Source organism: Lysobacter sp. TAF61 (assembly GCF_052113485.1).
Taxonomy (GTDB): Bacteria; Pseudomonadota; Gammaproteobacteria; order Xanthomonadales; family Xanthomonadaceae; genus Lysobacter_J.
This window is the reverse complement of the sequence record NZ_JBFRDH010000001.1, coordinates 631,266-649,609: the sequence shown is the minus strand read 5'-3', so window position 1 is coordinate 649,609 and position 18,344 is coordinate 631,266. Positions and strand designations below refer to the sequence as shown.

The following is an 18,344-nucleotide window of genomic DNA, read 5'->3' as shown; positions in this document are numbered from 1 at the left end:
CCCTTAACCCTTGGCCGCGCCGCCGGGTGGCGGCGCCTCGGGCGCGGGCGCCTGGAGCTGCTCGTACGTCACCTTCGTCACCTTCAGCGGCACGCCCGGACGCGCCTTCTGCACACCTTCCACCACCACGTTGTCGCCGGGGTTGAGGCCCTTGTCGATGACCCACAGGCCGCCGTAGCGCGGACCGGGCGTGACCGGCACCTGCTGCGCCTTGCCATCGGCGCCGACGGTGGTGACGAAGTACTTGCCCAGCGTCTGCACCACCGCGCGATCGGGCACCAGCAGCGCGCCTTTGCGCTGGTCGGCGCGCACCTGGATGCGGGCGAACAGGCCCGGGTACAACTGATGCTGCGGATTGGGGAACTCGGCGCGCAGGCGATAGGTGCCGGTGCGCGCATCGAGCGCGCGGTCGGCGAAGATGATCTGGCCGGGGGTCTTGTATTGCGTGCCATCGGTCAGCGTCAGCCTGACCTGCCGTATCGGGTCGTCCACACCCGGCGTGCTGCCCTGGTAACGTCGTTCGTAATCGAGCAGCTTGGCTTCGCTGATGCTGAAGTAGACCCACACCGGGTCGTCTTCGGACAATTCAGCGAGCACCGTGGTGCCTGCCGTGATCAGGTCGCCGGGAAACACCTGGGCCGCGCCGATCCGGCCGGTCAGCGGCGCGGTCACCGTGGCGTACTCCACGCCGAGCGAGGCCTGGTCGAGCACGGCCTGGTTGGCCGCGACCTGGGCCTGCGCCGCCTGCATCCCGGCAACGGCGTTGTCGTAGATCTGCTTGGAGATCGCGTTCTCTTTCACCAGCGGGCCGTAGCGGTCGACGTCCTGGCGGGCGCGGGCGAGGTCGGCGCGGGCGGCCGCCACCCCGGCGCGGGCGTTGGCCTGCTGCGCGAGGGGCTCGCGCGGATCGATGCTGAAGAGCCTCTGGCCTTCGGTGACCAGCGTGCCGTCGGTGAAGTTCTTGGCCATCAGCACGCCGGTGATCTGCGCGCGCAGCGACACCTCGCGCGAGCCGCTGACCTCGCCGATGAACTCCTCAAAAAGTGGGGTGTCCTGCTGCAGCACGGTCATGACCTTGACCGGCACGGCAGGCGGGGGCGGCGGTTCGTCCTTGCCGCAGGCAGAGACCAGCATCAGCGACGCCACGACGGCGGCGAAGGTGAACTGCCGCGCGCCGGCGACGACGAGGGCGGGCAGGCGTTCGTCCGCAGCGGCGAGGTCGTTCGCAGTCATGGTTCCTACCCTGAAGTCGACTTGGCGAAGCCGGGTCCCACATGCCCGTCCGCGCTGTCCGCGCCCCGTCGGGTTCGAGGACCTGACGGACCACCGCTGCGCGCTTGCCGGCGATAGCAGCAGAGTGGGTGCAATGGTCTTGTGACGACGTGGCGCGGGTGGCGAGGATCACGGCTAATTCACGGCCTCTCAGGACAATCGCGCTACACAGGCGCCACGTTGGCGGCATGTTCCAGGGAGGAGGGCGGCGATGAAGTACGGCATCGTTTTGGCACTGGTAGTTTTCGTCACCGGCTGCGCCACCGATCCTGGGACCCGCGAGACCCAGAAGCAGACCGGTTCGGTCGTGGCAGGCGCGGTGGTTGGCGGCCTCGTCGGCAACATGTTCGGCGGCGGCACCGGGCGGGTTCTGATGACCGCGGCCGGCGCAGTGGCCGGTGGATTCCTTGGCGACCACATCTACAAGAAGCACGCCAAGTCCGAGTACGAGAAGGACGCGGCGCAGCGCGCACTCAACCAGGGCGCCTCCGGGCAGAAGATCACCTGGGCCGACCCGCGCACCAACGAGGCCGGCTACTTTGTCGCCCTCAACACCAAACGGATGTCAGACGGACGCGTTTGCCGCGACTTCCGCCGTGGCCTGAGCGTGGGTGGCGCGTCGGTCGACGAGACCACCGGCACCGCGTGCAAGAAATCCAATGGACAATGGGATGTGGGCTGACAACCGGGGCGTCGCGATCATGATGACCAAGCTGATCCTCCTCTTTCTCGTGGCGGCTGCCACTCCTGCGTTTGCGCAGGTCAAGGCCGACGCGCCACCCTCGCGCTTCGATGCTGCCGATGCCAACCACGACGGCAAGATCGACCGCAACGAGTACGGCGGCTTCGTGCAGGAGCTGGTGCTGCTCTATGACGGCAACGGCGATGGCGACGGCAAGCTCTCGCGTGCCGAGCTGAAGTCCGCGCCGGACCCGAGCAAGTTCGACAAGATCGACAGCGACAAGGACGGCTACCTGACCATCGAGGAGATCGATGTCTTCACCGACAGCGACTTCGCGGCGATGGACACCAACGCCGACGGTGCGGTCGATCGCGCCGAGAGCGCGAAGCACAAGTAAGGCGGCGTGGTCGCCAGGCATGCGCCTGGTGCCGTGCGGAAATTCCCGAACATCCGAAGGCGCCGGGGTTTTGCCCCGGCGCCTTTCGGCGTGAGCGGCGCTTGGCCTGCCGCCGGCGGGCCCCCCGGAAGCGGGTCAGGCAGCGCTCGGGTCGCAAGCTTCTGGCCAAAATGGGTAAAAGGGGTATATTGGGAACCAGTCCAGTTGCCGGAGCAACGCCATGGCCCTGACCCTCAAGCTCGATGCCATCGAAGACCTGCCCAGGACGCCCGCCTCGGACGTCAAGAAGCTCGGCTGGCGCGGCGTGATGAAGGCTATCGGCCGCAAGGGCAAGGTCGTGGTGACCAACCACAACGAACCCGAAGCGGTGATCCTGTCGGCCGAGGAGTACGGCGCGATCATCCGCGCCCTGCACGAGGCGGAATCGAAGAACGAATCGGCGCTCGACGATTTGCGCCACCGCTTCGACGAACGCCTGGCCTCGCTGCAGTCCGCAGACGCCGGTGATCGCCTGCGCGCACTGATGACCGGTCCGGCGAAACTGCGCGGCAAGGTCAAGGCCGGGGCGAGTCATTGAAGTCGCGTCCCGTTCTCTATGTCCTCGCTGGAGTGAACGGTGCGGGCAAGAGTTCGGTCGGCGGCCACCTGCTCGAACGCGCCGGGCTGTCCTGGTTCAATCCGGACACCTTCGCGCGCGAGCTGATCGCGGAAACAGGTTGCGACCAGGCGCAGGCCAATGCCGCGGCCTGGCAGGAAGGCATGCGTCGGCTGGATGAAGCGCTGGACCACGGAACAAACTTCGCCTTCGAGACCACGCTCGGTGGCCATACCGTCCCGGCCAGGATCCACGCAGCCAGCCGGACGCATGACGTGCTGATGTGGTTTTGTGGCCTGTCATCGCCGGAGCAGCACATCGCGCGCGTGAAGGCGCGCGTGGCCGTCGGCGGGCACGACATACCCGAGGCGAAGATCCGCGAACGCTATCCGGCCGCGCTGGAGAACCTGATCGCGCTGATGCCGCATCTGGCGCACCTTCAGGTCTACGACAACAGCGTCGATGTCGCGAGGGGCAAGGCGATTGCAGATCCGGTGCTGGTGGCGGAAATGGTGTCGGGCAGGCTGACCTGGCCCGATGATGTGGCGTCGCTTGAGCGGACGCCGCAGTGGGCCAAGCCGCTGCTTGAAGCGGCGTTGATGATCAGCTGAGGCCTTCCGCGATCGGGCACGCCGCAGACGCCTCATGGTCGGCCAGGCGCGCGCCGTCCACTTCCAACAGTCGATCGAGTCGCACGGACTCGCCCGTGTTGATGGTCACGTACTCTTCGCCGTCGTGGGCGAACACATCGGTGATCACGGCGTCGCGGTCCTGCTGGGCACCGTCCTCATCCCGGAACTGGATTCGCGTGCGCTTGCGCATTGTCGCGAGGTCCTCGAGGCGATCATGGAACTCGCAGCTGATGGGTTGGTAGGGCGTGCGTTCGCTGTTCATACGGGTAACCGCGTGGGTGTGGGGAGACTGGACGGCGCGTACCGGCCGCCCTGGCGGGGCGACCGGTCGCGGGTGCAATTACGACGTTGCGACGTTGACGGAAAGTTCGATGTTCCCGTGCGTGGCCTTCGAGTAGGGGCAGATCTCGTGGGCGGCATGGGCGAGCTTTTCGGCGACATCCTGCGCAAGGCCCGGGATGCGAACCAGGAAGCGTGCTTCCAGCAGCCATGCGGCGCCGGCCTGGCCCAGATCGATCTCGATGTCGACCGACAAGTCCGCCGGCAGCGCGACGCGCTTCTGCGCGGCGACGAGACCGATGGCGGTGATGTAGCACGCCGACCACGCGCCCGCGAACAGCTGTTCTGCGGTGGGGTGGGCAACCACGGCCTCAAACTTCTGGTCGTACTCGGACTGGCCCGGGACCGACAGCGCCAGGTTGACGGTGCCGTGGTCGTCGCCGGTGGGCGCGCGGCCAACAGTGGTGTGGGTCTTGCCGGTGAAGAGAACCTTATTGATCTTGCTCATGTCTGCGTACTCTGGTGGGGGCGGTGCGGTGCGGGGGAGTTGTTGATCGCATACGAGTACATCGCATGCGATGGAATGGAATGTAGAGATGTCGCCCGGTGCCGTCAACCGACAGGGGAGGCGGGCTTCAGGATCCGTTCATCGCATGCGATTAAAGCGCATGCGTATTAATAGGCGGATCTAAACGGCGCTGGGGCCGCCTTGCTGCCCGGCGCACGACGCCAAGTCCATTCAGCCTTCTAAAGCGCTTGCGATTTACTCGCATGCGCTGAATAATGCCGCCTGGATTCACCAGGACGACAACCCTCATGAAAACCGGCAAGCGAACCCAAGCCACCAAGCTGGCCGACTTCCTGTGCTTCGCGGTGTACTCGACCAACCTGGCCTTCGGCAAGGTCTACCGTCCACTCCTGGACGAACTGGGTCTGACCTACACGCAGTACGTCACGATCGTCGCGCTCTGGGAGGAAGATGGCCAGACCGTCAGCGGCCTTGGCGAAAAGCTCTTCCTGGAGTCGAACACCCTGACGCCTATCCTCAAGAAACTCGAAGCGATGGGTCACGTGGAGCGCACGCGTGATCCCAGCGATGAGCGGCAGGTGCGCGTGCGTCTGACCAACGGCGGCAGGCGTTTGCGCGAGAAGGCCTTCGCAACCGATCTGGCCGACTCGTGCGGAATCTCCACCGCCGAGTTCAAGCGGCTGCAGAAGGAAATCGTGGCCCTGCGGACCAATCTGCTGGAAGCGGCGCATAACGGGCGTTCCTGACCGACCCATCATCGCAAGGCGGCAAAGCCGCTTCGCACTTCCTGGCAGAACAGCTCCGAGGGCCCCAAAAGCATGAAAGCCCCGGAAAGACTTGCTTTCCGAGGCTTCCAAGGCTGGATGAAATGGTGGAGCGGAGGAGGATCGAACTCCCGACCTTCGCATTGCGAACGCGACGCTCTCCCAGCTGAGCTACCGCCCCATGTGGCCGATTCTAGCGGCACGCCGGGGCGGCTGCCAAGACGGGGTAGGGAACGTCGGAAACGTAGGCCAGGCTTGGGTTCAAGCCGTCCCATCGCCCCAATGCGGATGATCCTTACCCGGACACCGTTTTCGGGCCCGTCCTAACGTGGCACTTACAGCCACTTACGGGTCCACGCCCCAATGAGAACCGCCCTCACTAAGCGCATCGTCGCAGCCGCCCAGCCCCATGCGCGACCCTACGAGCTGCGTGACACCCTAGTGCGGGGTCTGATCCTTCGCGTCCAGCCGTCGGGATACAAAGCCTGGATCATCGAATGGACGCGGGGTAAGCGTCGAACCCTTGGGGCGTTCGGGCATCTGACCCTCGATCAGGCCCGGGCCCATGCCCAGCAGACAGCAGCTGAGTACATCCAGCAGGGGCTGCCCAGCATCGCCAAGGCCAAGCCCACCGGCTGCACGCTGGACGCGTTCCTGACTGATCGCTACGCACCATGGGCCCGGGTCGAGCTCAAGTGTGGCCGCAAGTACGTCGAGCGCATCCGAGTTGTGTTCGCCGGGATGCTCGATACGCCACTGACACACTTCAACGCTGCCCTGATCGATAGCTGGTGGCGGGATCGATTGACCACGAACACTGCCAAGACCTTGCTGCCTCCGACTAAGGCGACCGCAGCGCGCGATCTGGCGTGCCTGCGATCAGCACTCACCAAGGCCGTGGACTGGGGGCTGCTGGAGCGAAACCCGCTGCTTGGGCTGCGTCAGAAGTCGGTTCAGTCCCGGAAGGTCATACGTTACCTCTCGCCCGATGAAGAAGCTCGTCTGCGGGCAGCCCTGCAACGCCGGGATGGCTACATGGTCGCTGCCCGCGCTTCGGGGAATCATTGGCGGAAGATCCGGGGCGAGCAGCTGTATCCGGATCTGGCTGCCGGTAGCTATGGCGATCACCTTACCCCCGTCGTGCTGCTGGCAATGAACACTGGGTTGCGTAGGGGCGAGCTGTTGTCGCTGACGTGGGCAGATGTCGACCTGGAAGCCCGCATGCTCACCATTCGCGCCGAGAACGCCAAGAGCGGACGTCAGCGTCACGTCCCGTTGAATACCGAGGCGCAGGCAGCTCTTGCCCAGCGGGGCACGCAGACGGGCAGGGTGGGGCGCGTGTTCGACGTGTCAGACGTCAAGACTGCATGGGCTGGTCTGCTGGAATCTGCATGCATCACCGGCTTCCGCTTCCACGACTTGCGCCACCACTTCGCAAGCAAGCTGGTGCGGGCAGGGGTGGACTTGAACACCGTGCGCGAACTGCTTGGTCATGCAGACATCGCCATGACGCTGCGGTATTCGCATCTTGCGCCTGATGGGCTGGCAGCTGCAGTAGCGAAGCTGGCTGCTTGAAGCGACAGGCGGGCTGAGGCGCCAAGTCAGGGCATGCTGGGCGAATCCTCAACCTTGGCATCTGAGGCAACCCGCCCTTCAAATGTCTCCATCAAGAACGTGCAGAGTGCGGCGCTTGCGGATACCGCCAGTCTGGCGTGCCGAGCGGAAAGGCCGCGATGTCGACTTCCTTTTCCGTGGCCGGTGCCATAGAGATTCCTCAGCTCTGCAAGGCCTATGGCGATCGAGCCAAGGTTGCTGAGAGTGCGCTTGATGACAGCGGCACCGCGCTTAGCAGAATCAACACCGCTGGGCGCTAGCTCCAGGGCTCCTTGAACAGCCTTGAGGAGGGTTGGCACGTCATCGTTGGCCGAATAATCGATCTTCAGTCCCTCTAGAATCGTTTTGAGCACGGATTCGAGGAGCTCCTTTGCGCTGCCGATGGCTTGCGCTGGGTCCTTGTCGATCGCTCGTTCGATTCGCTGAACATGATCGCGTAGATGCTGGCTATTGAGCGCAACGCCAAAGGTAGTGCTGAGGCTCGCGCTTCTGGACACGAGGTGGTGGTTATCGAGAACGTAGCCATCGCGTTCCAAGTAGCGCAGTAGTTCGGCCCGATACGGCGAGGTGAGGTCGGTCATCTTGAACAGAATGTCTTCGAAGACACGAAAAATGCGGGCGACCTGACCTTCATCCGCCCAATCAACAGATTCGTAGAAATACTCGACGGAGTTACGGCGCTGACCGCCAGGCAGCATGTCGGGAGGAATGAAGGATTTATCGAATCCGTGCGATGTGAAGAGTTCATCAATCTCGCGCAATGTCCAGCCGACTAGCCACTCTCGAAAATGGCGTCGCGTGACCCGGCTGATCAACTCGCGCTTGTTAGTCATCGAGGAACGTCCTTCGGTATCGTTAGAGGCGCAGTGCGATATCAGGATCAGGGAGCCGTTGTCGGTGGAAATCCGTGCGCTGCTTGGCCTTCCGCTGGTCCAGCCCGGATAGCTCTATCCTGTATGAACTCACGGCGACGCGCGAATGCAATTGCGGAGAAAAATTCTCATACGCTGCGGCCCGGGCCCTGTTGGTCAGTGGAGAAGGAGGGCCGGGTGTGAGGGGCTGGTTGCTCCCCGCGCGTCAGCAGGCGCCATTGCGTCTCTATAAGGGTCGGCCGGAGCGTCGTCGACTTCGGCGGCAGGGCTGAGCCTGGTGCGACCCGATCCTAGGACTTCGACTGAGCGGGTCCGTGTGAGGTGATGAGGGTCTCAGGTCGGGATGGAGCCGAAGTGTTCGGGAGAAGTGCGTCGAACCGGCAGGAGCGGCGATGCCGGCAGCCAAGGTCGTCAGTGGGCTTGACTGTAGTGCACGTGCCGTAGGTCATGATGACCTGACGAAGACCTTACGCTTTGCGCCCCTGGCGACGGAGCGACTCTTAGCCAAGAAAGACCAAAGCTGCAGGCGAGGCTGGGACGTCTCACCTCATGAGAGGGAAGGGCGCTAGGTTTTGCACTTCCAACCCCTTGGCGGCATAGTCATGGCTCAAGTCAGACCTCACCGGCACATGGGGACCGCAATGGGGAAGGTAACAATCGATGCAGCAGCAAACGAGGCCTTGTTTGAGGAGGACTTCGTCCTGCGTACCTTAGGTCGAATAGGCTACGACCCTGAAACTGCATTGGCCGAACTCGTCGCCAATGCCTGGGATGCGGGCGCTGAAAAGGTCAAGGTGATCGTTCCCGAACAATGCGATGGCCTCCTGACTGTAGAGGACGATGGCCACGGGATGACGTCGAATCAGTTCCGTGCGAGATGGATGACGCTCAACTACGATCGATCCAGAACTCAAGGAAGCGCGGTCCAATTCCCTCCGGGGCGTTCAGATTGGACCCGCAGGGCATTTGGCCGAAATGGTGTTGGGCGACATGGCTTGCTGTGCTTCTCAGATCACTACACGGTGGAAACCTGGGTCGACGGAGTTCTTTCGACCTTCGTTATCGGCACTCGAAATCACGCCTCTCCTTTCTACATTCGGGGGGAGGAGACTGGTAAGCGACTTGGGCAGGGCACACGCCTAATGGTCGAAGTCGAGCGGCACCTCCCTAAGCCTGACAATATTCGCACCATCCTATCGGCTCGCTTCCTCCATGACCCTCAGTTCGTTGTTGAAGTAAATGGGCTGTCAGTCCCGCTGTCCGAGCACGAAGGTCTCATCGAAAGTCAGGTGCTGGAGATTGCCGACGGCTACAAGGTGACTGCACATGTGGTCGATGCGACAAAGTCGGCGCGATCAACTCGATATCAAGGCATCGCGTTCTGGGTAAACAACCGTTTGGTCGGCATGCCGAGCTGGTCGCTAGGACCGATCGCAGTAGTCGATGGGCGTTCTCGTTTTGCGAAACGCTATGCCATTGTCGTCCAGGGCGGTGATATCTGGCTGCCACTGGTTGAAGGCGACTGGTCACACTTCAAGCCTAATGACGTCACTCGCGCCCTATTTGATTCGGTCAATCGTTACGCTCAGGAGGCAGCTGACACCCTGTCTGCTGGATTCATTGAGGAGAGCTCAGAAGATGCACTCATGAAGAATCGTGAGGCGTTTCGAGACCTGCCCACCGGCGCAAAGTTCGAGGTTGCACAGTTCACGCAGGAGTTGGTGCACGATCAGCCAGGCATTCATCCCGAGACGCTGAGCAAAGCAGTCAAGGCTGTCATCAAGCTTCAGAAGGCCCGCAATGGTGCCAATCTGCTGGACAAACTCCTCCAGCTCGATGAGAGCGACATCGATAGTCTCGATCGAATGCTAGAGCAGTGGACCATTCAAGACGCAATGACGGTGCTTGATGAGATCGATGCGCGGCTTTCAGTTGTGGCGGCCATCGAGAAGCTGGGAGCCGATGAAAGCGCCGACGAACTTCATACCCTTCATCCCTTGGTTACGCAGGCCAGGTGGCTGTTCGGCCCCGAGTTCGATAGCTCCGAGTTCGCTTCGAACAACACGTTGAGGACCGTCGCTGCGGCGATCTTCAAGTCAAAGGTCGAGACAACCTCGTTCTTCAATCCCAAGAAGCGCCCTGACCTCATCGCCTTGAGTACGTCGACTTTGTCCATCGTAGGCACCGAAGCCTTCGATAGCAGCGCTAATCATCTATGCACTGTTCGTGACGTTCTTCTCATCGAGTTGAAGAAGGGCCGATCCACTATCGGCATGAATGAGATGTTTCAGGCGCAAGCCTATGTCCAAGAATTTGTTGCGAATGGTGGCATTGTCGGGTCACCATTTTTCAATGCATACGTTGTGGGCCATCAGCTGACTAAGGGCTTGCTCAATAAGCAGGATCTGAAGGACAACGACAACCGCGTGTTCGGCCGTGTCACAGCCACGACCTACTCGCAGCTCACAGATACCGCGAACCACAGATTGCACGGCTTGAAGTCGCGCATCCCGTCTCGATACGAAGACATCAGCGGATATGGGCTTGTGCAGAAGATCATGGGGATGGAAAGTCAGGCTCCCTTGATCAATGCGGAATCAACGGCTGGCTAGCAAGCGGGTAGGCGTTGATTTCTTGCCTCCCTAGCCCCACGGTGTTTCCGGCGTTGATTCGCTCACCATCGGCGAAGGCTCGTTGGCACCTGGCATGGGCGAAGGGTCCTCTACCTGGTAGGGATTGCGCCGACTGGGCGCGAACGGTGCGACGTATAAGGTCTGGCCAGAGCGTCGCGAACTTCGGCGGCAAGGCTCAGCCAGGTGTAGTCCCGTCCTAGGACTTCGACTCCGCGGGTCTCCAGACGCGCGCTCAAACTGGATGACGAGCAGGGAGTTGAAGTTGTCGTGAGGTTAACCCGGCAGTTAAGGCCGGAACTGCGGCCGAAACCGGTGAAGGGTCTGGCTAGTTACCGCCGGCCATCTGATCACCGCTGCCAAAAGTTCTGGACACCACCGCCAGCCGAACTGGACACTGTCGCCAGGCTAGACCAGTTTAGGGAGTGGTTCTGCCGTCAGGCAGATTTCGCCGACAACCAGGGAGGCGGAACCAAATGAAGAGATTGCCATACGAACTTCTGGGAGGCGCGACCATCACCGATGGCGCGTGGTGCCACCGGATTCAGCGAGTAGACCTCGCCGAGCGATATGGAATGACTTCAGTGATGCTGTCCTTTGTCAACGCCCACGCTCGTTGCTACCGCTGCGGACAACCTTTGGCGGACTTAGAGCGTCACGGGGCGTGCTCCCCACGGCGACACCCATTCTACGGTAACGAGCTCTCGCACTTCGAAGTGCTGATGCCAGAGGGGCTGCTAGGAGAGTTCAGTGCGATCAGGTTCAAAGACTCCCAGCGGAGACAATCGTTTCTGCGTAACCTGCGGGTCAAGAGTGCTTCCGGCCAGCACACCCGCGAACAGGTTCTGGACCATTTGCACCGTCAAGAGCAACGCTGCTACTACTGTTTCGTTTCCTTGATAGGTCCTAGCGGGCGAGTCAATGGCCCTGACGAACCGATCACGTGTCACGTGGACCACTACGAGGCCCTAATCTACGGCGGCACCCACGACATCTCCAACGTGGTCTTGGCTTGTCCCAGCTGCAACACCCGCAAGCGTGACATGCGCGGGGACGACTTCGCCATCGAAGCCTTGGAGCGGGCATCGAGCGCAGATCGGAAAGGACTCCAGCGCGTCCACAAGAAGCGGGCTCATTTCATCCAGAGGGTGCTGGGGCGCCGGCAAGGCGAGTAGTAAACGGGGTGTTCCCCGTCAGATACGAAAGCCCCGTCGGTTCCTCCGACCAGGCTGGCGCTACTGTCCGGATGATCTGGCGGTGGTGCCCCGCTGGTTCGGCGCGGAGTGTCCAGTTGATTGGCGTTCCATGCTTTTAGCTCCAAGGCTAGAGGTATAGGTATCTGCGGAACGTCGTGTGACCTACTGGGGCATGCAGACATCGCTATGAAGTTGCGGTATTCGCGCCTGGTTCCCGATAGCCTGGCTGCGGCAGCGGCGAAGCTGGCCAACTAGGCTCGCTCGCGCCGGTTGGTTATCCCGAAGGGGATGTGCACAGAAGGTGCGACTTCGCTAGCCGTGGCGAGGTGGCCAGATTGGTCGTCAAAGAAGATATGTGGTTTGAGAACATCAAGTACAAGTCGCTTCTCCACTCCGCCCAAGAAGAATGCGTCGTTGGCCATTACGCCCCAGCTCTTGAGAGTATTGATGGCGCGCTCATGGGATGGGGCGTTGCGCGCGGTGACGATGGAAACGCGCAGCCTGTTCTTGTAGGAGGAGTCCGCCTTCCTACGCTCCTCCTCGGCACGTTGGATCTTTGAGATGCGAACCAGGAAATTCTTCAGGGGGCCGCCGCCGTGTGGCTCCATGGCGTTCGCTGTTTCATGGTCGTGAAACTGAGCAAGATTGCCTTCTTGCATGACGGTCTCCGATGCATCGTCCGCAAGAACTCCGTCAAAGTCGAAGGCGATTCGGAGGGTGTCATCGGTGGGGTCGTCGATCTTCTTTGAGTCCATTACGTATCCCGCTGGAAGTTCCTTCGCAATAGCTTCAAGCACGTCGCTCTTGTTGGCAGAAAGGAACAGCGAGATGCTGAGTGCGTTGATGTATGCGTAGGGGGATAATCCTTGTTGGAAAATCGCCCGAGTTATGCCTAGGCCGTAATGCTGGATTGAGTTCATCACTCTCAATCCAGTGTCAGGATCATTCCTCGAAAGTAGTACAACTTCGATCAATGGGCCTTGATCATCGATGCTCAGGTCGTTTAGAGAAAGCAGTCTCTTGATGAACGAGAAGGCAATCCCGGGGGCTAGGGGCTCAGACTTGTTGTCCTCCTGATACTTTCGATATTTCTCTTCGCCCTCCGTTCGAAACACCTTGTCAGATTCAGACAGGTCGAACATGGCGCTCGATGCGACACCGACGACAAGTCGATCTTTGAGTTCGTATGGCATAGAGCCCTGGGTCCGATATGTAATGCGCTGCTAACGCTGAGTATTCAGGGTGGGCTTCGGCGGTGGCCGAGTATCTGTCGCCACGGGAGGGGGTGCTCCTCTGTAGGCGGCCTGGAGAATCTTTGACCGTAGGTCGTGCACTGAGTATGCATGCTGTGCAGGAACCTGCAGCAGCGGCAGTGAAATGGCCTCCCACACCCCGGCTACAAAGGTGTCGCGCTCTTTGCGCCTTGCCTGCTTATGGGGCCGGTCATCAAGCTCGATGGCGCAAACGATCACAAGGTTGTCTGGCCTACAGAGGATGAAATCGAAGTGCTTGTTGCTGATTCGGTTGAATGCCCGCTGCCACCTCGCACGGTCGGAGCTGACCTTGACATTCGCCACGTCCACAATACGCACTTTGCCGAAGACGCGGAACTCGCCTGGAACGGCTTGTTCGAGGGCGCCCAGGAACGAGCGCTCTGCCGCCGAGAACAGCGTCTCGGCCTTCAGATATGGGAAGTCGTCCGAGTTCTTGCCCCGATGTCCTCGATGCGCCAAGAGTATGGCGAGAACCAGCATGATCAGAGCGAATAGGACGATCCAAAGCATGCAATTGGCTTCCATGGGGACACAATGAGTTCAGCCGCAAAGCGACAACGTATGGAGTCAAAGTTGCTCAGTTGCAATAGCTCGAGACATCAGATGCTGCTGATTCGTAGTCGCCATATGCTGATTGCACGCGCCTGAACTCTGAGCTGCAGTCATCAGAATAGTCTCCGCTCTCAGCGCACTGCTGAAGCCGCCTGGAGTATCGGCTAAGGTCGCTCGCCGAAGATTCTGCATTGCTCTTGGCGTCGTGGCACTCAGAACTGTCGTCGTATTGAGCCGACACGCTCGTAGACGATGCCAGCGCGAAAGTGGTCACAATTGCCAGTGCTCTGAGTCGCATGAATTCTTCCTTTAGGCTAGACAGTTCGATGGCTGCTATGGCGACAGCGCCACGCCAAGAGCGTTCAGTGTCTCCGTTGTCATCGTTCCGGACGGAGTTAGTCCATGAGCTGCCTGGAACTGTCGTAGGGCGATCTTCGTCGATGCGCCCAAGGTTCCGTCTATCGCTCCTGGGTCGTACCCCTTCGCATAAAGCGCCGCCTGCACGCGCATAATCATCAACTGGAGTTGATCCGCGGAGGGTCGGGGCGCAGTCGGTGCAGATAGGAGTTGCGGCGACGAATCTCCTGACCTCGGAGCTGGCCTGAAGTTCTGTGGACGGAACGGGTCAGAAGAGTTTGGAGCTGGCGGGGGTGGCGGCGGTGGAGTGTAGGTAGCTGGCGCTGGGGGTGCTCTGTAAGTACCACCGCTTCCCGAGTAGTGGGAGCTGTGGGAAGAATGCGAGCTGTGCGAGCTATGGCTGCTGTGGGAACGGTGCCCGGCGTACATGTTCTGGGCATTGAAGTTCAGTGGCGCCGTTAGTGTGACAGTGTAGTCGGCATCCTGATTTGCCAGTGCTAGGAAAGCCGCATTCCTAGCAGGGGCGTCGTGATCGTGAATTGCCCCCTGCAGTGCTGAAAGAGCCGTTCCAGCTATCGTCAATGTCCTACGCATGTCGGATCCCCGTCTCAATGGGTCTAATAGCCCGGCTAGTCCAATCTGGGGTCACCCAGCCGAAGAACCCGCCACACTGGTCCTTCACGCCACAGTTTGCGCAGGCGGGCAGGTAGTCTTGCTTCCAGTTCGAGATGCTCCGTCGAGCAAATTGCCACAGCGATTCCGGTAGCGCGCAGAGGGGTAGGTTGTATATCGAGACCGATAGTCCGCGGCGCGTCAGGAACTCGACCGCATCTGCGAGGCTACTGGCCATATCGGCCGGGTCGATCCAGAGTGCCGGGTGGTTCGCCTTGGCGAAGCCAATTGGCTCGATTCCCATGAACGCCACATGCTCTACGAACGGCAGGTTTCGATACATATAGCGGGCAAGGTCGAGAAGGCGTTCGACCGTTGGCTTGACTAAGACGACTCGGATTTCGATTCGCTGTCCGGCTGCATGTAGCGCATAGAGTCCGCGGATCGTCTGCGCAAATGCGCCTTGACTTTGCACGACGTAGTCGTGAAGACGATGGTGGTCCCCGTAGAGGGGAATTCCCCAGGTGAGGGACGGGTGCAGCGCCCTGAAAGACTGGGCGTATACCCCCTCACCAAAAAGGCGTCCGTTCGATAGCACGTGAACGTGCGTATGCGGTAGCGAGTCAGCACAGCGTTCAACTATGCGAGGGAGGCCCTCCCCCAAGAGGGTGGGCTCCCCACCGCTGATGGCAATTGATGGCTCATCCTTGTCAACCAACTCCGCCAGCGCGCATAGCTGCTCAATCCGCCAGTCGTCTTCGATCTGACGGGGCGGTTGTGAGCACATTAGGCAAAAGCTGTTGCAGCGTTCAGTGGCGAAAAGGACGTTGCCATTGTCGCCGCGGCGATAACGCACTGCTACCTTCGACACCGAAGGCCTGACTTCGACTACGTCGCCAGCGCGCGCGATGGCCTGGTCGGCGAGGAGTACCAGGCCAGGCCTTCCCGCAGGTAGGCGCGTGGTCTCGTCCCCTAGGAACCCGGCCCAAGGCTGGGATAAGAGGGCATCAGTCGGGGTTGGAAGCTGATCACCGCGGAGATCTAGGACCATCCGCTCTACCGGATACGCTCCCGATGCGAACTCAGATAGCCCTGCGACCTTTACCAGGGTGGATGCTGTCCAGCCGTCCAGGCGAGCCTTAGCCTCTAACGCGAGCATCAGGCCGCCTCCTCAACAGATGGGCCGCTGCTCTCGGCGCGCGACGCCCATTCCTCCATGATCAAGCGATCTGCTGCAGACGCCTGTTCCCAACGTTCCAACAGAAGGTCGAACAGCCCCATCTGCTTCTCGCAGAACTCGCTGGACGGCCTGTGGCCGAAGACATTTCCTTGTCGGGCATAGTGGTCGATTGGGTCGGCACCGCATAGTGGAACGTAAGCGCAATCGGAGCAGGTCGGGAGAGCTTCTGCAACGCCGCCCGCCAGGACTTGCTGCATTGCCGGGGATGACAGCCAGGCGCTGACTGGTTCATCGACTCGCCCCATGGCAAAGGTGTGATCGCCCATTGCAGCCAGCATGCGAGCTTCATCGGATGGGTAGACTTGGCCGTCGTAGTCATACACAACGGCGCCCAGGCCTGCGCCAGTCGGTGACCTTAGATCGACATAGCCATGCGCGAAAGGTGTCATTAGCTGTGAGAGCAAGAGGCTTGCGTAGGACTCTTCCATGGCGTATCCGCTGCGATTGACCGCCAAGATGTGTTCCAGCGCGATCGCATAGAACCTCAGGAAGTCACTGATCGCGTAGCCGTGCCGACCTTGGGTTTTGCGAGCAAATCCATAGGGGCTTAATGGACGTAGAAAGATCGAATGGAAGCCGAGCTTCCGGTATTCATCGATAATGGCCTCTGGTACTTCCAGGCTGCGATTTGTCAGGGTGGTTAGCGCTGACACCGCATCCTGCCCTAGGGCTCTGCGTCCCCGCTCAATGCCTTCCACGGTGCGGCGGTAGCTATCTCGGCCGGGGCGTGGGCGGTTGTCGTTGTGCAACCATTCCGGACCGTCGAGCGAGGTCGATAGTTGAAACTCGTGATCTCGCATAAACGCCAGTTGATCGTCGGTGAGATCGTGTAGCGTCGAAGCGATCACGAAGCGCAGCGAGCGATTCTCATCCCGATTGCGCTGTTCGATCATCTCCGTGATCGCTTTCACTTGATCGAAATGAAGCAGTGGCTCTCCCCCCTGAAACTCCACTGTCAGCGTTCGCGACGGCCATTCGAACAAGCGTTCAACTGCATGTCGAGCGGCCGTTCCGGACATATCAAATGCCGTTTTGGTCGTGGGTTGTCGCGATACTTGGCAGTAGGCACAGGTATGGTGGCAACGCAGCGACACGACGAAGATGTGCAGGGCGGGTCCGCTCTGCAGGTATGCCTTGCGGGTGCGGTATTGAGAGAGCAATGGCGCCAGGGTCGTGCGATCCGGATCCGTCGCGATGAGGTGCCTAGCTTCCAGGTCAGCCAACAATGGGTCATCTGACCCTACGGTCCCTGCTACTACGCGGTCCAGTGTCTCTCGCGACATGGTGAGCCAGTCGCCAGCGAGCGAGCTGACAAATACTCGCTCGTTATCCCATGGCAAGCGCCGGAACCGCAGGGGCATCAGTCGGTAACCGCGGTCGCCAATAAACTCGGCTTTGCCAGCGAATTTCATTCCGGCGAGCCAGGGGCAGGTTTCGCTTCTCTCAGCGCTACTTGCACCAAGGCGTTGTGAAGCTCGCGGGTTTCATCTCTGACCCGTTCCCGCAGGCGTTCATCCAGTGCGTCGTTGTGGAAGCGCTCCCACAGATTGCGGACGTCCGTTGTTTCGTCCTTCGGTGTCAGGCTGGCCGAAATGCCCGAGGGCTCGGAAGTGACCTGGACGAAGAACGTGCCTGTATAGCGGTGCGCGGTGCGCGCGACGACTTCAGTGGAAAATATCCCACCGTCTAAGAATATTCTGATGGCGTCCATGACCGCCCCCCTGATCCCCCCGGATGGCTCCTATCCTGCTTGAACTCGAGCTGCCCTGCCAAACGGATGGCCGAGAAAAAGTCTCATACGGGGCGTACCAGGCGGGATCGCCCCATTCATCTTCTGTGGACGGCTATTGGCTAACCGAACGTAGCCGGGCGATTGCCAATGCTGGCTGATAGGACCGTTGGGAGCATGACCGCGCTGGGGCTTCTATAAGATCTGGTCGGAGCATCGCAGACTTCGCCGTTGGGGCTGTGCCGGGTGCGGTCCCGTCCTAGGGCTTCGACTCCGGGTAACTCCAGGCGCGTGCTCGAAATGGATGACGAGCAGGTCTCGGAGATTGATTTGGTCTTACACATCCGCGCGGACTGTCGGCTTCGTGCGGTCGAGGTGTGTCGCGACCGTCTATGTGTAAGTGTTGAGCGAGGTCCGAGGTTGACGTTCCTATGCGGTTAACCCGACAGATTTCGCCTGAAACCGTTGAAGGACGTGGCTCTCAGCTCATCTATCGAATTGAGGCCGACCTGGCTCGCATGCCGGGCAATGTCGAAGGCTGACAGACGGGCGAGGTATCCCGAATCAAGTACGCGCTGTCGCGTCCTGCACGCGCCCGTGAGGCGCTTCTGACGTCTTGGGCTGGCGACCCTGCGTGTTCGCCCGGGCTGCTTGTCTGTGCGAGTTCTGTGGCGTCTGGCGAGTTATAGCGATAACTCTCTCCAGCCGGCGTTAGTTCGCAGCTCTACTCTCGGACTAGGCGTGGAACTCGTGTAAACATCTGGTCGATCAGAACGGCCGCATCCAATCCAAAGTGCAGTCTGCGGTGGCAGTTGGGACACAGAGCGGCGGCGTTGGAGGTCGTATGAGCCGTTGTCCGCAAGGAGCCGCACGTGGTGTACCTCGAGGAACGGACCGTCTACGGTCTCGAAGGGCGCGGGTAGTTGGCAACACTCGCAGGTGCCGGCCGCCTGATTCAGGACCCATGCCCGGACAGCTGGATCCCGGACATGTTGGGTCACCACGACATCGACGGTCTTCGGCTGCTTGGCACCCTTGGGCGGCGGTGACTTCCCCTTCAGGCGGGATCTTTTCTCTCTGACCTGCACCTTGAACAAGGCGGTAGCCGGCTGCTTCTG

Annotated in this window: 18 protein-coding genes and 1 tRNA gene; 8 read left to right on the top strand and 11 right to left on the bottom strand. The window is 60.8% G+C overall.

Annotated features, from left to right (window positions below):
* Positions 1-3: 3 nt before the first annotated feature.
* Positions 4-1,233, bottom strand: coding sequence for an efflux RND transporter periplasmic adaptor subunit (locus AB4Y64_RS02875; protein ID WP_441814932.1), 1,230 nt, complete (start codon positions 1,231-1,233; stop codon positions 4-6).
* A 250-nt stretch (positions 1,234-1,483) separates the two neighbouring features.
* On the opposite strand from AB4Y64_RS02875, the gene AB4Y64_RS02870 reads away from it, so the two are divergent.
* The 4 genes from AB4Y64_RS02870 to AB4Y64_RS02855 all read left to right on the top strand — a co-directional run bounded on the left by AB4Y64_RS02870 (position 1,484) and on the right by AB4Y64_RS02855 (position 3,557).
* Complete coding sequence (locus tag AB4Y64_RS02870) at positions 1,484-1,954, top strand: RT0821/Lpp0805 family surface protein (protein ID WP_441814931.1); 471 nt, start codon at positions 1,484-1,486, stop codon at positions 1,952-1,954.
* A gap of 22 nt (positions 1,955-1,976) precedes the next feature.
* Positions 1,977-2,351, top strand: a complete 375-nt coding sequence (locus tag AB4Y64_RS02865) for an EF-hand domain-containing protein (protein WP_441814930.1) — start codon at positions 1,977-1,979, stop codon at positions 2,349-2,351.
* Positions 2,352-2,571: 220 nt separating this feature from the next.
* Positions 2,572-2,928, top strand: coding sequence for a type II toxin-antitoxin system prevent-host-death family antitoxin (locus AB4Y64_RS02860; protein ID WP_441814929.1), 357 nt, complete (start codon positions 2,572-2,574; stop codon positions 2,926-2,928).
* Positions 2,925-3,557, top strand: a complete 633-nt coding sequence (locus AB4Y64_RS02855; protein WP_441814928.1) for an AAA family ATPase — start codon at positions 2,925-2,927, stop codon at positions 3,555-3,557. Before AB4Y64_RS02860 ends, AB4Y64_RS02855 begins: the two co-directional genes overlap by 4 nt.
* Here AB4Y64_RS02855 and AB4Y64_RS02850 read toward each other — a convergent pair.
* Complete coding sequence (locus AB4Y64_RS02850; protein ID WP_441814927.1) at positions 3,550-3,840, bottom strand: hypothetical protein; 291 nt, start codon at positions 3,838-3,840, stop codon at positions 3,550-3,552. The genes AB4Y64_RS02855 and AB4Y64_RS02850 overlap by 8 nt on opposite strands.
* 78 nt (positions 3,841-3,918) lie before the next feature.
* Positions 3,919-4,365, bottom strand: coding sequence for an Ohr family peroxiredoxin (locus AB4Y64_RS02845; protein ID WP_441814926.1), 447 nt, complete (start codon positions 4,363-4,365; stop codon positions 3,919-3,921).
* A gap of 308 nt (positions 4,366-4,673) precedes the next feature.
* Here AB4Y64_RS02845 and AB4Y64_RS02840 point away from each other — a divergent pair, with 308 nt between their 5' ends.
* A complete protein-coding gene (locus AB4Y64_RS02840) occupies positions 4,674-5,132 on the top strand; it encodes a MarR family winged helix-turn-helix transcriptional regulator (RefSeq protein WP_441814925.1) in 459 nt (152 codons plus the stop codon).
* Between the two features lie 123 nt (positions 5,133-5,255).
* On the opposite strand, the gene AB4Y64_RS02835 is transcribed toward AB4Y64_RS02840, so the two are convergent.
* Positions 5,256-5,331 (bottom strand) — tRNA-Ala (locus AB4Y64_RS02835).
* 182 nt (positions 5,332-5,513) lie between these two features.
* Here AB4Y64_RS02835 and AB4Y64_RS02830 point away from each other — a divergent pair.
* A complete protein-coding gene (locus tag AB4Y64_RS02830) occupies positions 5,514-6,725 on the top strand; it encodes a tyrosine-type recombinase/integrase (RefSeq protein WP_441814924.1) in 1,212 nt (403 codons plus the stop codon).
* 26 nt (positions 6,726-6,751) lie between these two features.
* On the opposite strand, the gene AB4Y64_RS02825 is transcribed toward AB4Y64_RS02830, so the two are convergent.
* A complete protein-coding gene (locus AB4Y64_RS02825; protein ID WP_441814923.1) occupies positions 6,752-7,597 on the bottom strand; it encodes an abortive infection family protein in 846 nt (281 codons plus the stop codon).
* 680 nt (positions 7,598-8,277) lie between these two features.
* Here AB4Y64_RS02825 and AB4Y64_RS02820 point away from each other — a divergent pair.
* On the top strand, positions 8,278-10,248 hold the full coding sequence (locus tag AB4Y64_RS02820; protein ID WP_441814922.1) for an ATP-binding protein: 1,971 nt from the start codon (positions 8,278-8,280) through the stop codon (positions 10,246-10,248).
* A gap of 494 nt (positions 10,249-10,742) precedes the next feature.
* The gene (locus tag AB4Y64_RS02815) at positions 10,743-11,441 is read left to right on the top strand and encodes an HNH endonuclease (RefSeq protein WP_441814921.1); all 699 of its coding nucleotides are present in this window, start codon (positions 10,743-10,745) and stop codon (positions 11,439-11,441) included.
* 272 nt (positions 11,442-11,713) lie between these two features.
* Here the strand turns inward: AB4Y64_RS02815 and AB4Y64_RS02810 are convergent, their stop codons facing one another.
* The 6 genes from AB4Y64_RS02810 to AB4Y64_RS02785 form a co-directional block, all read right to left on the bottom strand.
* The gene (locus AB4Y64_RS02810; protein ID WP_441814920.1) at positions 11,714-12,655 is read right to left on the bottom strand and encodes a 5'-nucleotidase; all 942 of its coding nucleotides are present in this window, start codon (positions 12,653-12,655) and stop codon (positions 11,714-11,716) included.
* Between the two features lie 30 nt (positions 12,656-12,685).
* Positions 12,686-13,246 (bottom strand): DUF2726 domain-containing protein, encoded by a 561-nt coding sequence (locus AB4Y64_RS02805; RefSeq protein ID WP_441814919.1) that lies wholly within the window; start codon positions 13,244-13,246, stop codon positions 12,686-12,688.
* Positions 13,247-13,621: 375 nt separating this feature from the next.
* Complete coding sequence (hxsA, locus tag AB4Y64_RS02800; protein WP_441814918.1) at positions 13,622-14,239, bottom strand: His-Xaa-Ser repeat protein HxsA; 618 nt, start codon at positions 14,237-14,239, stop codon at positions 13,622-13,624.
* Positions 14,232-15,113: a His-Xaa-Ser system radical SAM maturase HxsC gene (gene hxsC, locus AB4Y64_RS02795; RefSeq protein WP_441814917.1), complete on the bottom strand. Its 882-nt coding sequence runs from the start codon at positions 15,111-15,113 to the stop codon at positions 14,232-14,234. The genes hxsA and hxsC overlap by 8 nt, the downstream gene beginning before the upstream one ends.
* 302 nt (positions 15,114-15,415) lie before the next feature.
* Positions 15,416-16,909, bottom strand: a complete 1,494-nt coding sequence (hxsB, locus tag AB4Y64_RS02790; protein ID WP_441814916.1) for a His-Xaa-Ser system radical SAM maturase HxsB — start codon at positions 16,907-16,909, stop codon at positions 15,416-15,418.
* Positions 16,906-17,208, bottom strand: a complete 303-nt coding sequence (locus AB4Y64_RS02785) for a hypothetical protein (protein WP_441814915.1) — start codon at positions 17,206-17,208, stop codon at positions 16,906-16,908. Before AB4Y64_RS02785 ends, hxsB begins: the two co-directional genes overlap by 4 nt.
* Positions 17,209-18,344 lie beyond the last annotated feature (1,136 nt).

What these genes read in the sequence shown, in the direction of transcription:
- AB4Y64_RS02870 (WP_441814931.1), top strand. Translation starts at nt 1,484, where the DNA reads ATGAAGTACGGCATCGTTTTGGCACTGGTAGTTTTCGTCACCGGCTGC.
- AB4Y64_RS02810 (WP_441814920.1), bottom strand. Translation starts at nt 12,655, where the DNA reads ATGCCATACGAACTCAAAGATCGACTTGTCGTCGGTGTCGCATCGAGC.
- AB4Y64_RS02850 (WP_441814927.1), bottom strand. Translation starts at nt 3,840, where the DNA reads ATGAACAGCGAACGCACGCCCTACCAACCCATCAGCTGCGAGTTCCAT.
- AB4Y64_RS02805 (WP_441814919.1), bottom strand. Translation starts at nt 13,246, where the DNA reads ATGCTTTGGATCGTCCTATTCGCTCTGATCATGCTGGTTCTCGCCATA.
- hxsA (WP_441814918.1), bottom strand. Translation starts at nt 14,239, where the DNA reads ATGCGTAGGACATTGACGATAGCTGGAACGGCTCTTTCAGCACTGCAG.
- AB4Y64_RS02860 (WP_441814929.1), top strand. Translation starts at nt 2,572, where the DNA reads ATGGCCCTGACCCTCAAGCTCGATGCCATCGAAGACCTGCCCAGGACG.
- AB4Y64_RS02815 (WP_441814921.1), top strand. Translation starts at nt 10,743, where the DNA reads ATGAAGAGATTGCCATACGAACTTCTGGGAGGCGCGACCATCACCGAT.
- AB4Y64_RS02825 (WP_441814923.1), bottom strand. Translation starts at nt 7,597, where the DNA reads ATGACTAACAAGCGCGAGTTGATCAGCCGGGTCACGCGACGCCATTTT.
- AB4Y64_RS02785 (WP_441814915.1), bottom strand. Translation starts at nt 17,208, where the DNA reads ATGGACGCCATCAGAATATTCTTAGACGGTGGGATATTTTCCACTGAA.
- AB4Y64_RS02865 (WP_441814930.1), top strand. Translation starts at nt 1,977, where the DNA reads ATGACCAAGCTGATCCTCCTCTTTCTCGTGGCGGCTGCCACTCCTGCG.
- AB4Y64_RS02830 (WP_441814924.1), top strand. Translation starts at nt 5,514, where the DNA reads ATGAGAACCGCCCTCACTAAGCGCATCGTCGCAGCCGCCCAGCCCCAT.
- AB4Y64_RS02820 (WP_441814922.1), top strand. Translation starts at nt 8,278, where the DNA reads ATGGGGAAGGTAACAATCGATGCAGCAGCAAACGAGGCCTTGTTTGAG.
- AB4Y64_RS02845 (WP_441814926.1), bottom strand. Translation starts at nt 4,365, where the DNA reads ATGAGCAAGATCAATAAGGTTCTCTTCACCGGCAAGACCCACACCACT.
- hxsB (WP_441814916.1), bottom strand. Translation starts at nt 16,909, where the DNA reads ATGAAATTCGCTGGCAAAGCCGAGTTTATTGGCGACCGCGGTTACCGA.
- AB4Y64_RS02875 (WP_441814932.1), bottom strand. Translation starts at nt 1,233, where the DNA reads ATGACTGCGAACGACCTCGCCGCTGCGGACGAACGCCTGCCCGCCCTC.
- AB4Y64_RS02840 (WP_441814925.1), top strand. Translation starts at nt 4,674, where the DNA reads ATGAAAACCGGCAAGCGAACCCAAGCCACCAAGCTGGCCGACTTCCTG.